The organism is Euryhalocaulis sp. (assembly GCF_013911995.1).
In the GTDB taxonomy this organism is placed as follows: Bacteria; Pseudomonadota; Alphaproteobacteria; order Caulobacterales; family Maricaulaceae; genus Euryhalocaulis; species Euryhalocaulis caribicus.
The window spans coordinates 29,835-43,623 of record NZ_JACESD010000012.1 but is presented as its reverse complement, the minus strand read 5'-3'; the positions used below and the strand labels follow the sequence as shown (position 1 = coordinate 43,623).

The window sequence follows — 13,789 nt, the reverse complement described above, 5'->3', positions numbered from 1 at the left end:
TTGCCGCGCATCTTGATCGGCGCCGACCCGCGCGGCAAGGCGGCGCTGCAAAGAAAAAGGCCGCCGCCCCTTTCGGGCGGCGGCCTTTGACATTTGGGTGCGGATTGCCGCGAAGACGCTGCCTATTCGGCGTTGTCTTCGGAGACTTCCTCGCCGGTTTCCTGATCCACGACCTTCATGGACAGGCGGACCTTGCCACGGTCGTCGAAGCCCAGAAGCTTCACATAAACCTCGTCGCCCTCGGCAACCACGTCAGACGGATGGCCCACGCGCTCCTGCTTCATCTGGGAGACGTGCACCAGGCCGTCTTTCGGGCCGAAGAAGTTCACAAAGGCGCCGAAGTCCATGACTTTCACGACCTTGCCCTTGTAGATCTCGCCTTCTTCCGGCTCGGCCGTGAGGCCCCGGATCCAGTTCACGGCCTGCTCGATCGAGGCCTTGTCGCTGGAGGCGACCTTGATCACGCCGTCGTCATTGACGTCGACCTTGGCGCCGGTCGTCTCAACGATTTCACGGATGACCTTGCCGCCCGTGCCGATGACGTCGCGGATCTTGTCGGTCGGGATGGTGATCGTTTCGATCTGCGGCGCATATTCGCCCACCGAGCCGCGGGACTCGGTCAGGGCCTTGTTCATTTCACCGAGGATGTGGAGACGGCCGCCCTTGGCCTGCTCCAGCGCGGTTTCCATGATGTCCTTGGTGATGCCGGCGATCTTGATGTCCATCTGCAGGGACGTCACGCCTTCGGACGTGCCGGCCACCTTGAAGTCCATGTCGCCGAGATGGTCCTCATCGCCCAGGATGTCGGACAGGACCGCAACGCCGTCCTCGTCCTTGATCAGGCCCATCGCGATACCGGAAACCGGGCGCTTGATCGGCACGCCCGCATCCATCATCGCCAGCGCCCCGCCGCAGACGGTCGCCATGGAGGAGGAACCGTTGGATTCCAGGATCTCCGAGACCAGACGGATCGTGTAGGGGAATTCCTCGGCGTCGGGCATGACCGCCTTGAGAGCGCGCCAGGCCAGCTTGCCGTGGCCGATTTCGCGGCGGCCCGGAGCCAGACGGAAGCTGGTTTCGCCGACGGAAAACGGCGGGAAATTATAATGGAGCATGAATGTCTCCTTATAAGTCCCCGTCAGGGAGTCGACATATTGCTCGTCTTCGCCGGTGCCCAGCGTCGCGACGCAGAGGGCCTGCGTTTCGCCGCGGGTGAACAGCGAGGAGCCATGCGCGCGCGGCAGCGTGGCGACTTCCGCCATGATCGGGCGGACTTCGTCCAGCGCGCGGCCGTCGATGCGCTTCTTGGTCTTGATGATGTCGCCGCGGACGATGGAGGCTTCCACCGACTTGAAGACATCATTGAAGACCTGGCTGGTCATGCCGTCCGGGTTGTCCTCGGTCGCGACCAGCTTCTCCACCGCCTTTTCCTTGGCGGCGTCGATGGCGGCGCGGCGTTCGGTCTTGTCGGACAGCTTGTAGGCGTCGCGCAGCTCTTTCTCGACCAGCTTGGAAAGCTGGGCCTTCTGCTCCGAGCGGTCTTCCGGCTGGAAGTCCCACGGCTCTTTCGCCGCCTTCTCGGCCAGATTGATGATCGCCTCGATCACCGGCTGGAACGATTCATGGCCGGCCATGACCGCGCCCAGCATCTTTTCTTCCGAAAGCTCTTTCGCTTCGGATTCGACCATCATCACCGCATCGCCGGTGCCGGCGACGACCAGGTCGAGGTCGGAGTCTTCCAGCTCGTCCACGGTCGGGTTGATGACGTATTCGCCGTCGATCACGCCCACGCGCGCCGCCCCGATCGGGCCCATGAAGGGCACGCCGGAAATGGTCAGCGCGGCGGAGGCCGCAACCAGGGAGACGATGTCCGGGTCATTTTCCAGATCGTGGCTGAGCACGTGGATCATCACCTGGGTGTCGTTCTTGAACCCCTTGGCGAACAGCGGCCGGATCGGCCGGTCGATCAGGCGCGAGGTGAGGGTTTCCTTTTCGGTCGGACGCCCTTCGCGCTTGAAATAACCGCCGGGAATCTTCCCGGCGGCGTAGGTTTTCTCGATGTAGTTGACGGTCAGGGGGAAGAAATCAAATCCCTCTTTCGCCTTGGGTTCGGCGACGACCGTCGCCAGAACCTTGGTGTCGCCATAGGTCGCGACAACCGCGCCCGTGGCCTGGCGGGCCATGCGGCCCGTTTCAAGCGTGAGCTCGCGCCCCGCCCATTCAATCGTTTCGGTCTTTATATCGAACATACGTCTTTCATCTTCCGGCCGCGTCTAACGGTATTGCGATCTGTCGCGTCCTAGCGGCGAATGCCCAGCTTCCCGATCAGCGCCTTGTAACGAGCTTCGTCCTTGCGCTTGAGATAGTCGAGAAGGCGGCGGCGCTGGGACACCATTTTCAGGAGCCCGCGGCGGGAATGATTGTCCTTCTTGTGCGTCTTGAAGTGCTCTGTGAGGTTGGCGATCCGTTCTGTGAGGATCGAGACCTGAACCTCCGGCGACCCCGTGTCACCGTCATTCTGAGCGTTATCCTTGATCAATTCGGCTTTGCGATCTGCCGTAACCGACATCGTATTCTCCTAAACTCTAGGTCAAATTAAACACGCGCACCGGCGTCATCCGCCCGGCGCGCGCATCGCCAATGGCGACGGCCGTTCCATCCACGTGCGCCAAAGCCCAACGAGAAGCGTCCTTACCATCAATGGTGCGGGGACTGGCCTTTTCGCGAAGCTCTGTAGCTATCCGCGGAAGCAGAACGATCTCGCGCCCCTGCTTCAGACTGAAGGCGTCTCCCTCGGTCACGGCCACCGCCGGGATGTCGTCCAGCGAGGTCTGTACCGGGCTCAATACCTCAGTCAGGCGGGCCTTATGCGCCAAATCGCTCAATTCGTCCAGCGTATGGCACTGTTCCGCGGCGAACGGCCCGACACGGGTCCGCCGAAGCACCGTGACATGGCCTTCCGCGCCCAGCGCGGCGGCGATGTCGCGCGCCAGCGAACGAACATAGACGCCCTTGCCGCAATCGGCCTCGAACACCGCGGTATCGGCGTCCGGCCTCTCCGCGAGGCGCAGATCGTCAACGCGAACCTTGCGCGCCTTCATCTCCACGGTCTCGCCCTTGCGGGCCTTCTTGTAGGCGCGCTCTCCATCCACCTTGATGGCGGAAAATTGCGGGGGAACCTGATCGATTTCACCGATAAAGGCGGGCAGCGCGGCCTCTATAGCCGCGCGGTCGGGCCGCACGTCGCTGGTGGCCGTGACCGCGCCCTCCGCATCACAGCTATCGGTGCTTTCGCCCCATTTCACGGTGAAGCGGTAGGACTTGCCCGACCCCATCATGAAAGAGACCGTCTTGGTGGCCTCTCCAAAGGCCAGGGGAAGAACGCCGCTGGCCATCGGGTCCAGCGTTCCGGCGTGACCGGCCTTTTTCGCGTCCAACAAGCGCTGGACGTCGTTGAGGGCCTTGGCCGAACTCATGCCTGTCGGCTTGTCCAGGGCCACCCAGCCATGGACATTCCTGCCCGTCCGCCGTTTGGCCATGCCTAGTCGTCCAGATCCTGCGCGACTTCGGGACGGCGCATCAGCGCGTCCATGTCGCTGGCCGCCTGGAAGGATTCGTCATGAACGAATTTCAGGGACGGCGTGAACTTTGTCTCGATCTCGTCGCCCAGACGGTGACGCAGGAAGCCCGCCGCGCGGTTCAGGCCGGCCAGCACTTCTTCATGGTTCTGGTCGGCCAGCGGCGCGCAGAAGACGGTCGCGTGCTTGAGGTCGGGCGAAACCCGCACTTCCGAGACCGTCACCGAGACGCCTTCCAGCGCGGGATCGTGCATCGCTTCCTTGATCAGGATTTCAGCGATGGCGTGACGGATCAGTTCGCCGGCGCGGAGCTGGCGCTGCGTCGGCCCCTTCTTGGAATTGCCTCTTGATTTCATGCCCTCACAGAAGGGTCCGCGCGAGGGGGAAGTCAAGACGCGGCGCAGGGACCGGCGCAGCGATCAACCGCTATTTCGCGAAACGCCGGGCGTGCTCCATTTCCAGCGGCACCTCCGGCAGGCGAAAGCCGCGAACCTGACCGTTGGGGCGGCTGATGGCCCAGATAACGCGCGGATCTTCGGGATCGAAGGAAAAGGCCTGCCCTTCCGCATCCACCGCAATCGTGGCGACATGCAGCAAGGTCGGGCCCATGTCCGGTTTCGCCAGCACGTAAAGCTCCGGCTTGTCGTGGCCAAAGATATAAAGAAGCCCGTCCTCGCCCAGCGCCCCGCCGGAGGCCGCCTGCGGCGCCATTTCGGCGATCAGGTGCGGCGGCAGGCGCCAGCCGCCCGTGCGGCGCCATTCCTTGTCGAACGTATGCACCCCGGCATAGGCGTTGGATTTGAAGGGCTCGCCCGTCTCGTCATTATAATGGGCGAAACCGACGATCCAGCCCGCGCCCAGATGATCGAACCAGGTCAGCGACCCCTCGTCCATCAGGCCAAGACTTTTGGTGCCGGCATGCTCCATCGTTTCGGTGTCGAAAATCTCTACCGAGCTGGCCATCGGCACTTCCGGGTGGTTGGAATTGGCGCAGAGCAGCTGGCCGCCCTCGGCAAAGCAGCTGTTGAGGTGGCCGATCAGGCCGCCGCGCGGTCCTTCCCATGCGGCCACGCGCTCGCCGGTTTCGCGGTCATATTTGCCAATGGCGAAATTGACGATGGCGTAGATATGGTCCGCGTCCGCCGCCGCGCCCTGCCGCGCCTCGGGCGCTTCGATGCGGGCGATTTCCGCGGCCTGAAGCTGTACCGGCTCCGGCCGTTCATAGGTCGGCCAGTCGGCCCAGCGGCTTTGCGCAAACGCCTGCGCGGAGGCAACCAGGGCAAAGATGGCGAGCAACAGGATCCGCTTGATCATCATGGCGAAAACTCCGGGAGAATCTCACAGGAAAGGGAAGGGATGCGCCCGGCGACGGTAGGAAGGCCCGCCGCCGGGCGCCAATGAAGTTCTTGCGACGCCAGCCCCCTAGAGCGCCGCAGAGACCCCCAGCCAGAAGGTGCGGCCAAAATCGGCATCCTCCTGCAGATATTCCGCGCCGGGGCCTGTCAGCTCCGTGCGGCCCTGATCGGTCAGGTTCTGCACCTCGCCGATCAGGGTGATGCGGTCGGTGACGTTGAAGCGGCCCTGCAGGTCCACCTGGTATCGGTCCTCCCAATACTCGTCGAGATTGGCGTTCCCCGCGTTCACGGTGTCCAGGAACGTGTCCGTGTAGTTGTAGGAGGCCCGCAGCTCGAACGCCTCCGTGGCGTAGAAGGCAGTCAGGTTGGCCGTCATGTCCGGCTGCTGGAAGAAGCCGGTTTCACGCGTGCCGCCGGCCGGGACCGGGACCACGAATTCGGTGTCCAGCAGGGTGATATTGGCCGAGACGCCAAAACCGTCGAACGGCGCGGGCAGAAAGGAATAGGTCTGCTGGTACTGCGCCTCGAAGCCGCGGATTTCGGCGTTTGTGGCGTTTTCCGGCTGGGTCAGGGCGCTGTAGGCGACGCCGTCCACCTCGACCGGGCCTTGCGTGGTCTGGACGAAGATCTCGTCCTTCACGTCCTTGTAGAACACGCCCGCGGCGAGGATGCCCTGCGGGATGTACCATTCCAGAGAAACGTCGAAATTGCTGGAAAGGCGCGGTTTCAGGTCCGGATTGGAGCGGGAGATCGTGTTGTCGGTGAGATTGATGTTCTCGCCGCGGGTCAGCTGGTTGAGGTCCGGCCGCCCCAGGGTCTGCGAGGCCGCGCCGCGCAGCACCAGATCCCCGGTCAGGTTATAGCGCACGTTCACCGAGGGCAGGACATCGGTGTAATCGCCGCTGACCAGCGCCCCGCCCAGTGGCGCGCCCTCCCATTCGGTGTTCTCCACGCGCACGCCGCCAACCACCATCAGCGGACCAGTTTCATAACGGCCCATGACATAGCCGGCGGTGACTTTCTCCTCGGCGTCGGAGCCGCTTTCCGAGGTCGCGGTCAGGGCGAAGGCGTTGGACTGGAAATAGGCGTCCGAGGCGTCCAGCCCGATGCGGTTCTCGAAACGATAGCCACCCTGCCAGTCCACGCCGGCCAGCGCCGGGTCGGCCACATCGGCCAGCGTGTAGCCGAGCGCCGGATCGGCGACATAGCGGTTGAAGGTGAAGCCTTCGGACTTCTCCGCGTTGCGGATCAGGCCGCCCGCCTTGAGTTCCAGCCCCTGAACCGGAACCGAATCCCAGGTGACGTCCAGCGTCGCCTCATAGATGTCGTCCTCGGCGAAGCGGTCCAGCGTGCCGCGATTGGTGTGCGCCCAGTTGGTCAGGTCGCCGAACGCGGCCGGGTCCAGCGGATCGGTGAAGGGGAAGAAGCCGGACGTATCATAGCGCGCGCCGAAGCTGGTATCGGTCTGGAAGCCCTCGGTGACTTCCGGGTTGGTCAGCTCCGCCGTCGAGATCGCGCCGCCCGCTTCGACCAGCCAGCCCTCGGCCGGGATCCATTCGCCCGAGGCGCGCAGGCTGGTGATTTCGCGGTCCAGCACGAAGCGGCCGATGCCGATAAAGCCATAGCCGGTGTCGCTGACGCCGGTGGTGGCGGTCTGGTTGCGGATCGTGGCCGGCTGGCTGGAAGCGCCGCTGGTTCCCAGCTCGTAGGTTTCCTCGTCGCGACGCTCTGAGTCGTTGTACTCGTTATAGGAGCCAGCGATTTCGAAGCGGAACTGGCTGTTCGGCCGCCATTCGCCCTTCACCACCGCGCCGATACGCTCGCGGACATTATTATAGAAGAAGATGCGGTTATTAGTCGGCACGACGAAGCCGTTGCCATTGCCAAGACCGACATTGTTCCCGGCCGAGTCGAACTCGGTATAGTCGGCGTCATCCACCTCGACCTGCGGAATATTGAAGTTGCGGATCGAGTAGTCGAAGCCGGCGACGAGGCCGAACTGGCCGTCCGGACCGAAGCGGCGGCCGGCGGCGAAATTGGCGCGCCAGGGCTGCACCTCGTCGCCCTCGTCCAGCGTCGTGCCGTCGCCGGAATTTTCATGATGGCCGATGAAGGCGGAGCCGAGCAGGAACGGCTCGTCGCTGTCCAGCGCGGAGCGCGTGACCAGATTGATGGAGCCGCCGATGGCGTTGTGGTCGCGGTCCGGCGTGATGGTTTTCTGCACCTCGATCCGCTCCACCAGAGAGGCGGGGATGAGGTCCAGCGGCACCGCGCGGCCCAGGCCGCCGCGCTCAGGCGAGGCGACGATATAGCCGTCGATCGTGGTGCGGTTATAGGTGGCGTTCAGGCCGCGCAGAATGGGGAAGCGGGCCTCGCCCTGGTCGTTCTGCACCGCCACGCCCGGCAGGCGAAGCACGGCCTGGGCGGTGTTGAGGTCCGGCAGGCGGCCGATATCGTCCTGCGCCGTCGCCTCGATGATGGAGTCGGATTCGCGCTTGGCTTCAATCGCGCGCTGGATGGACAACGCCTGTCCATAGACGACGATATTATCGACGCCGTCCTCGGTCCGGGCGTCATCCTGGGCGTAGGCCGCGCCGGAAAGCGCGATCATCGAAACGGCGCCAGCCAGCGCGGCGCGGCGGAAGGTCGGTGTCATCGGATTTTCCCCTCAAAGGCACACACGCCGGGACCGGCGTGAAAACCGGGGGAAAATCGCGGGAAGGCGTGACCGTTCGGAAACGGTTCGGTGAACTCGCCGTCAAGCTTTATTGACGCCGCCGCAACGGATTGAAGACACTTTCATAAAGAAACCTGATAGCGTTCCGGTTTCTAGCCGCGCACCACCAGCAGCGCGCCCAGAACAAGGAAACCGGCGCCCGCCACGCGCATCAGCGTCGCCGGGCGGACCTCCATGCCGATCATGCCGAAATGATCCAGCGCGATGGCCGCGATCAGCTGGGCGGCGATCAAAGTGGCGAAAAAAGCCCCCACGCCGATACGGGGCGCCGTCCAGGCGGAGGTGGCGACGAAGAAGGCGCCCAGCGTCCCGCCGATGAACCACAGATGCAGCGGCACGCGCGCCAGCTCCTTGCCCGTCGGCAGGCCCGTTTTGAAAACCAGCGCAGCGCTGAGGCAGAACAAAACGACCACCCCGGCAGAGAAACTGACCAGCGCGGCCCGGACCGGCGAGCCGAGAAGCTGCGCAAGCTGGCCGTTGAAGGCCGGCTGCATGGCGACCGCCGCGCCGGCGACGGCAACCAGGACGAGGGGGAGAAGGAGCGCAGGGTTCATTTGCGAAATTGACTTTCACTGGAGCCAAAAAGAAAACGGGGCGGCCATTCCTAGCCGCCCCGTCATCCTGTTTCCAACCGAATGCGCGCCTTACAGCGTGCGTTCGTGCATGGTGACCTCGAAACACTCGATCTGGTCGCCCTTCTGGATGTCGTGATAATTCTCGAAGCCCATGCCGCATTCCTGACCGGACTTCACTTCCGTCACTTCGTCCTTGAAGCGCTTCAGCGTCGACAGCTTGCCTTCGTGGATCACCGTGTCGTCGCGCAGCAGGCGGACGCCTGAACCGCGGCGCACGATGCCGTCCGTGATGCGGCAACCGGCGACCTTGCCCAGCTTGGAGATGTTGAACACCTCCAGAACTTCGGCGTAGCCGAGGAATTCCTCGCGCTTCTCCGGCGCCAGCATGCCTTCCAGCACGGCTTTGATGTCGTCCAGAAGATCGTAGATGATCGAGTAGTAGCGGATCTCCACGCCTTCGCGTTCGGCCAGTTCGCGCGCCTGTTTATTGGCGCGAACATTGAACGCAAGGATCGGCGAGCCGGACGACTTGGCCAGCGACACGTCGGATTCGCTGATGCCGCCGACGCCCTGATGGATGATGCGGGCGCGCACTTCGTCATTGCCGATCTTGTTGAGCGAACCGGCGATGGCTTCCGCGGAGCCCTGAACGTCAGCCTTGATGAGCAGCGGGAACTCGGAAATTTCCTTGTCCTTCACGCGGGTCATCATCTGTTCCAGCGACGCGGCCGCGCTGGGGCCGCCGCCGGTCTGGCTGTCGCGCACCATGCGGACGCGATATTCGGTCAGGTCGCGGGCGCGGGCTTCGGTCTCGACCACGGCGAAGGGCTCGCCGGGCTCGGGCGCGCCGTCCAGGCCCATGATTTCCACGGGAAGCGCCGGACCGGCCTGTTTCACCTGCTGGCCGCGCTCGTTCATCAGGGCGCGGACCTTGCCCCACTGGGTGCCCGCCACGACGATGTCGCCGCGCTTGAGCGAGCCGCGATTGACCAGAAGCGTCGCAACGGCGCCGCGGCCCTGTTCCAGCTTCGATTCGATGACGATGCCATCGGCCAGACGGTCCGGATTGGCCGTCAGCTCCAGAACCTCGGCCTGAAGCGCGATGGCTTCGGTGAGTTCGTCCAGACCCTTTTTCTGTAGCGCGGAAACTTCGACGACCTGCGTGTCGCCGCCCATCGATTCCACGACGATCTCGTGCTGCAGCAGGTCCTGAAGAACTTTCTGCGGATCGGCGCCCTGCTTGTCGATCTTGTTGACCGCCACGATGATCGGCGTTTCCGCCGCCTTGGCGTGATTGATGGCCTCGACCGTCTGCGGCATGACGCCGTCATCGGCCGCCACCACCAGGATGACGATGTCGGTGACGTTCGCCCCCCGCGCCCGCATGGCGGAGAACGCGGCGTGGCCCGGCGTATCCAGGAAGGTGATCTTGTCGCCCGAGGCGATCTGAACCTGATAGGCGCCGATATGCTGGGTAATGCCGCCGGCCTCGCCCGCCACCACGTCGGTGGAGCGCATGGCGTCCAGCAGGGACGTCTTGCCGTGGTCGACATGGCCCATGACGGTCACGATCGGCGGACGCGGCTTTTTCTTCTCTTCCGGATCGTCGTCCTCGATAAAGCCGGTTTCGACATCGGATTCGGCGACGCGTTTGATGCGGTGGCCAAAGTCCTCGACGATCAGCTCCGCCATGTCGGCGTCGATGACCTCGTTGGCGCGCAGCATCTGGCCTTCTTTCATCAGATACTTAACGACGTCGGCCGTACGCTCGGCCATGCGGTTGGCCAGTTCCTGCACCGTGATGGTTTCCGGAACCACGACATCGCGCGCCTGCTTGTCAGAGCCGGCGCCGCCCTGTTCGCGGCGTTCCTTCTCGCGCTCCCGGGCGCGGCGGACCGAGGCCAGCGAACGCTGGCGGTCCTCGTCGTCCTCGAACACGTTCTGAATGGTCAGCTTGCCGCGGCGCTTGGGCGATTCAGCGCGCTTCTTGGGCGAGGCTTTCGGCGCGGCGGGGCCGCCCGATTTCTTGGACTTGACCCGTCCGCCCGCGCGTTCGACCGCGCCGGCGAGGCCTTCCTCTTCCGGGGCTTCCTTCTGGGCGGACTTTTTGTCGGCCGGCTTTTCGCGGCTCTCCTCGACCCTGGATTCCGCCTCGGCGGCCTCGGATTCGGCCTTGGCGCGGGCCTGTTCGGCTTCGCGCTGGCGGGCCTCTTCCTCTTCGCGCTTGCGCGCTTCCTCGAGGCGCTGGCGGTCCTCGGCGGCGCGGCGTTCGCGCTCTTCCTCTTCGGCGCGCTGGCGCTCGCGGCGCTCTTCCTCTTCGGCGCGCGCCTTCTCGATCGCGCGCTGGCGCGACTGCATTTCCTCTTCAGAGAGACCACGGTCCGACCTGGGCGGGGCCTTCTTGGCCTCTTCCCGCGTCCGGGTCGGCGCGCCGCCGCTCTGCGGGCCGAGTACGCGCTTGCGCTTCTTCTCGACCACGACGGACTTCGTCTTTCCGCGCGCAAAGCTCTGGTTTACAGTGCCTGCGCCCGTGGTCCGCTTGAGAGTCAGCGGTTTGCGGCCTCCCGGCTTATCGGTATCTTTGGCGTCGCTCATTCAAATCCGTTTCTGCCCGGCAGTCATTCATTCAAGGCAAAGCGGCGGCCCAGGCCTGCCGTTCGCCCGATCCGCAGCCGCTTCATCGCCTGAAGGCGCGCTAAACTAAACGCCTGCCAAGCTTATTCAACCATTCTCCGCTGCGCCGGCCAAATCGGCGGCGTCAGCGCGAAATCCTCTGAGACGGGCGACATCCGCTTTCATCCGCTCCGCCAGGCCGCCATCGGCCAGGCAAAGATGAACCGCGCTGTCCCGCCCGATCGTCCGGCCCAGCTCCGCCGCGGTGAACAGCGAAACCATTTCCGGCTCGCCCCACGCGGCGCGATGAAGCGCGACCAGCTTGCCGCGCCCGTCATCCGCGCCGTCCGACGCCTCGATCATGAGGGCCGGCCGCCGGGCCTTGATCTCCGCGCGCACCTGATCGAACCCGGAGGTCAGATCGCCCGCACGCCTTGCCAGAGAGATAAGCGACAAAACCGAACGCGCAAGCGCGGTTTCGATTTCCGCCGCCAGATCCGGCCCCGGATCCACCGCCTGACCGGCCGAACGCGCAAACGCCTTTTTCTTCAGCGCCTTGGCGATCGCGTCCCGTTCCGCCGCCACCCAGACGCCGCGCCCGGGCAGTTTTGCCCCAAGGTCCGGGACCAGACGCCCTTCCGGCGAAATGGCCAGCCGGACGAGATCCGTCTCCGGACGGACCTCGCCGCTGGCCGTATCGCGGCGTTCGCGGAGCTTCGTCTTACTCAGACGGCGTCCCCTCTTCGTTCGCGGCCTCGGGAAGTTCCTCTTCCTCGGCCTCTTCCTCTTCGGCGACGCCGACCGCTTCCTTGTAGTCGTCCTCGGTGATCCAGCCGGCGTCCAGACGCGCCCGCATGATCAGCTCCTCGGCGTCCTCGGCCGACAGACGATACTCGTCCAGCAGGCCCGGATGGCGAACGCGTTCGCCGTCCTGGCTCTCATACCAGCCGCGCAGATCGTCCGGCGTCAGGCCGGCAAAGTCCTCGACGCTCTTCACGTCGTCGCCGGCCAGCTTGATCGAGGTTTTCAGCGTGTCGATGGATTCGCCGCCCAGGAAGGCGATCAGATTGTCCTGAACGCCCAGTTCCTGACGCTTGGAATCCAGGTCGCCGGTCAGGCGCTGCAGGTGTTCGCGGGCGCGATCCTGAAGCTCCTGCGCGGTTTCCTCGTCGAAGCCCTCGATATGCTCGATCTCGCCAAGCTCGACAAAGGCCACTTCCTCGACCGACTCGAAGCCTTCGGAGACCAGAAGCTGGGCGATGACCTCGTCGACGTCCAGCGCCTCCTGGAACAGCTCGGTGCGCTCGGTGAATTCCTTGTTCCGGCGCTCGGACTCTTCTTCCTCGGTCAGGATGTCGATGGACCAGCCGGTCAGCTGCGAGGCCAGACGCACATTCTGGCCGCGGCGGCCGATGGCCAGGCTCAGCTGCTCTTCCGGGACCACGACCTCGACGCGGTTATCCTCTTCATCAAGGACCACCTTGGCCACTTCGGCGGGCTGCAGCGCGTTGACGATGAAGGTGGCCGCATCGGGCGACCACGGGATGATGTCGATCTTCTCGCCCGCCAGCTCGTTCACCACCGCCTGCACGCGGGAGCCGCGCATGCCGACGCAGGCGCCGACCGGGTCGATGGAGGAGTCATTGGTCAGCACGGCGATCTTGGCGCGGGAGCCGGGGTCGCGGGCGACCGCCGGGATCTCGATCACGCCTTCATAGACTTCCGGCACTTCCTGCGCGAACAGGGCGGCCATGAAGTCCGGATGCGCGCGCGACAGGAAAATCTGCGGGCCGCGCGTCTCGCGGCGGACATCGTAGATATAGGCGCGCACGCGCTCGTTCACCTGCAGGTTCTCGCGCGGCAGGCCGTCATTGCGGCGGACAATCGCCTCGGCGCGGCCCAAGTCGATGATCACATTGCCGTATTCCACGCGCTTGACGATACCGTTGACGATCTCGCCGACGCGATCCTTGTATTCCTCGAACTGGCGCTCGCGCTCGGCTTCGCGCAGGCGCTGCATCACCACCTGCTTGCCGGTCTGCGACATGACCCGGCCGAAATCGAACATCGGCAGGTCTTCTTCGAAATAGGCGCCGACATCGGCGGTCTTGTCGCGTTTCTTGGCGTCGGTCAGCGGGATCTGGGCGGATTCGTTCTCCACCTCGCCGTCCTCGACCACCGTGATGCGGTGTTTCAGGGAAATATCGCCGGAGACCGGGTTGATCTTGGCGCGGATGTCCAGCTCCGCCCCGTAACGCGAACGGGCGGCCTTCTGGATCGCTTCCTCGATCGCTTCGAGGACCAGCCCCTCATCGATCGTTTTTTCCGCCGCGACCGCCTTGGCGATCTGCAGCAGCTCCAGCCGGTTGGCGCTGACGCCTGACGTGGTCATTGCCCGGTATCTCCCTGATTGTCGCCCGCGTCCTCCGTCTTGGAGCGGCGCAGGCTTTCCTTGATCAAATCCTCGCTCATCATGAGCTTGGCGTCCTCAATCCAGTCGAAGGGGATGAGGGCGGTTTCGTCCTCGCCTTCGATATCCAGAAGTACGTTTCCGTCCTCGACGCCGGCCAGCACGCCGCGGAAGCGGCGCTGCCCCTCGACCAGCCGGTCGAGCTGGATCTTCGCGTCATAGCCTTCCCAGCGCTCAAAGTGCCGGACCTCTGTCAGAGGCCGGTCGATGCCGGGGGAGGAAACCTCCAGCGACCATTCGCCGGAAAACGGGTCTTCGACGTCGAACACCGCCGACAGGGCGCGCGAAAGATCCGTGCAAGCCTCGACATTCATCGTGCCGTCGGGGCGTTCGGCCATCAGTTGCAGCGTCTTGGCGTTGGAGCCCTGGATGCGCACGCGCACCACTTCCAGACCCAGATCGGCCGCGACCGGGTCGGCGATTTCCAGAAGACGCTTTTCCTGTGGGGTTCTGGCCCGCAA

General features: G+C 64.5%; 11 protein-coding genes. All 11 read right to left on the bottom strand.

What is annotated here, in order from left to right; translation table 11 throughout:
- Positions 1 to 122: 122 nt before the first annotated feature.
- The 11 genes from pnp to rimP all read right to left on the bottom strand — a co-directional run bounded on the left by pnp (position 123) and on the right by rimP (position 13,789).
- Positions 123 to 2,249, bottom strand: a complete 2,127-nt coding sequence (pnp, locus tag H2040_RS04995; protein WP_287155362.1) for a polyribonucleotide nucleotidyltransferase — start codon at positions 2,247 to 2,249, stop codon at positions 123 to 125.
- A gap of 50 nt (positions 2,250 to 2,299) precedes the next feature.
- Positions 2,300 to 2,569 carry a 30S ribosomal protein S15 gene (rpsO, locus tag H2040_RS04990; RefSeq protein ID WP_287155354.1) on the bottom strand — a complete coding sequence of 90 codons (270 nt, stop codon included), beginning with the start codon at positions 2,567 to 2,569 and terminating at the stop codon, positions 2,300 to 2,302.
- A gap of 16 nt (positions 2,570 to 2,585) precedes the next feature.
- Positions 2,586 to 3,539: a tRNA pseudouridine(55) synthase TruB gene (truB, locus tag H2040_RS04985; RefSeq protein ID WP_287155347.1), complete on the bottom strand. Its 954-nt coding sequence runs from the start codon at positions 3,537 to 3,539 to the stop codon at positions 2,586 to 2,588.
- A gap of 2 nt (positions 3,540 to 3,541) precedes the next feature.
- Positions 3,542 to 3,934: a 30S ribosome-binding factor RbfA gene (gene rbfA, locus H2040_RS04980; protein WP_287155338.1), complete on the bottom strand. Its 393-nt coding sequence runs from the start codon at positions 3,932 to 3,934 to the stop codon at positions 3,542 to 3,544.
- Between the two features lie 70 nt (positions 3,935 to 4,004).
- Complete coding sequence (locus H2040_RS04975) at positions 4,005 to 4,895, bottom strand: hypothetical protein (protein WP_287155332.1); 891 nt, start codon at positions 4,893 to 4,895, stop codon at positions 4,005 to 4,007.
- Between the two features lie 105 nt (positions 4,896 to 5,000).
- Complete coding sequence (locus H2040_RS04970) at positions 5,001 to 7,589, bottom strand: TonB-dependent receptor (RefSeq protein WP_287155324.1); 2,589 nt, start codon at positions 7,587 to 7,589, stop codon at positions 5,001 to 5,003.
- A gap of 173 nt (positions 7,590 to 7,762) precedes the next feature.
- Entirely contained in the window at positions 7,763 to 8,224 is a 462-nt protein-coding gene (locus tag H2040_RS04965; RefSeq protein ID WP_287155316.1) for a DMT family transporter, read from the bottom strand.
- Between the two features lie 90 nt (positions 8,225 to 8,314).
- On the bottom strand, positions 8,315 to 10,840 hold the full coding sequence (infB, locus tag H2040_RS04960) for a translation initiation factor IF-2 (protein WP_287155307.1): 2,526 nt from the start codon (positions 10,838 to 10,840) through the stop codon (positions 8,315 to 8,317).
- Between the two features lie 126 nt (positions 10,841 to 10,966).
- Positions 10,967 to 11,587 (bottom strand): RNA-binding protein, encoded by a 621-nt coding sequence (locus tag H2040_RS04955; protein ID WP_287155507.1) that lies wholly within the window; start codon positions 11,585 to 11,587, stop codon positions 10,967 to 10,969.
- Positions 11,580 to 13,250: a transcription termination factor NusA gene (gene nusA, locus H2040_RS04950; protein ID WP_287155299.1), complete on the bottom strand. Its 1,671-nt coding sequence runs from the start codon at positions 13,248 to 13,250 to the stop codon at positions 11,580 to 11,582. The genes H2040_RS04955 and nusA overlap by 8 nt, the downstream gene beginning before the upstream one ends.
- Complete coding sequence (gene rimP / locus H2040_RS04945; RefSeq protein ID WP_022696903.1) at positions 13,247 to 13,789, bottom strand: ribosome maturation factor RimP; 543 nt, start codon at positions 13,787 to 13,789, stop codon at positions 13,247 to 13,249. The genes nusA and rimP overlap by 4 nt, the downstream gene beginning before the upstream one ends.

Excerpts from the sequence above, each read along its gene's own strand:
- H2040_RS04975 (WP_287155332.1), bottom strand. The coding sequence starts at position 4,895 with ATGATGATCAAGCGGATCCTGTTGCTCGCCATCTTTGCCCTGGTTGCC.
- truB (WP_287155347.1), bottom strand. The coding sequence starts at position 3,539 with ATGGCCAAACGGCGGACGGGCAGGAATGTCCATGGCTGGGTGGCCCTG.
- H2040_RS04965 (WP_287155316.1), bottom strand. The coding sequence starts at position 8,224 with ATGAACCCTGCGCTCCTTCTCCCCCTCGTCCTGGTTGCCGTCGCCGGC.
- H2040_RS04970 (WP_287155324.1), bottom strand. The coding sequence starts at position 7,589 with ATGACACCGACCTTCCGCCGCGCCGCGCTGGCTGGCGCCGTTTCGATG.
- rpsO (WP_287155354.1), bottom strand. The coding sequence starts at position 2,569 with ATGTCGGTTACGGCAGATCGCAAAGCCGAATTGATCAAGGATAACGCT.
- nusA (WP_287155299.1), bottom strand. The coding sequence starts at position 13,250 with ATGACCACGTCAGGCGTCAGCGCCAACCGGCTGGAGCTGCTGCAGATC.
- rbfA (WP_287155338.1), bottom strand. The coding sequence starts at position 3,934 with ATGAAATCAAGAGGCAATTCCAAGAAGGGGCCGACGCAGCGCCAGCTC.
- pnp (WP_287155362.1), bottom strand. The coding sequence starts at position 2,249 with ATGTTCGATATAAAGACCGAAACGATTGAATGGGCGGGGCGCGAGCTC.
- infB (WP_287155307.1), bottom strand. The coding sequence starts at position 10,840 with ATGAGCGACGCCAAAGATACCGATAAGCCGGGAGGCCGCAAACCGCTG.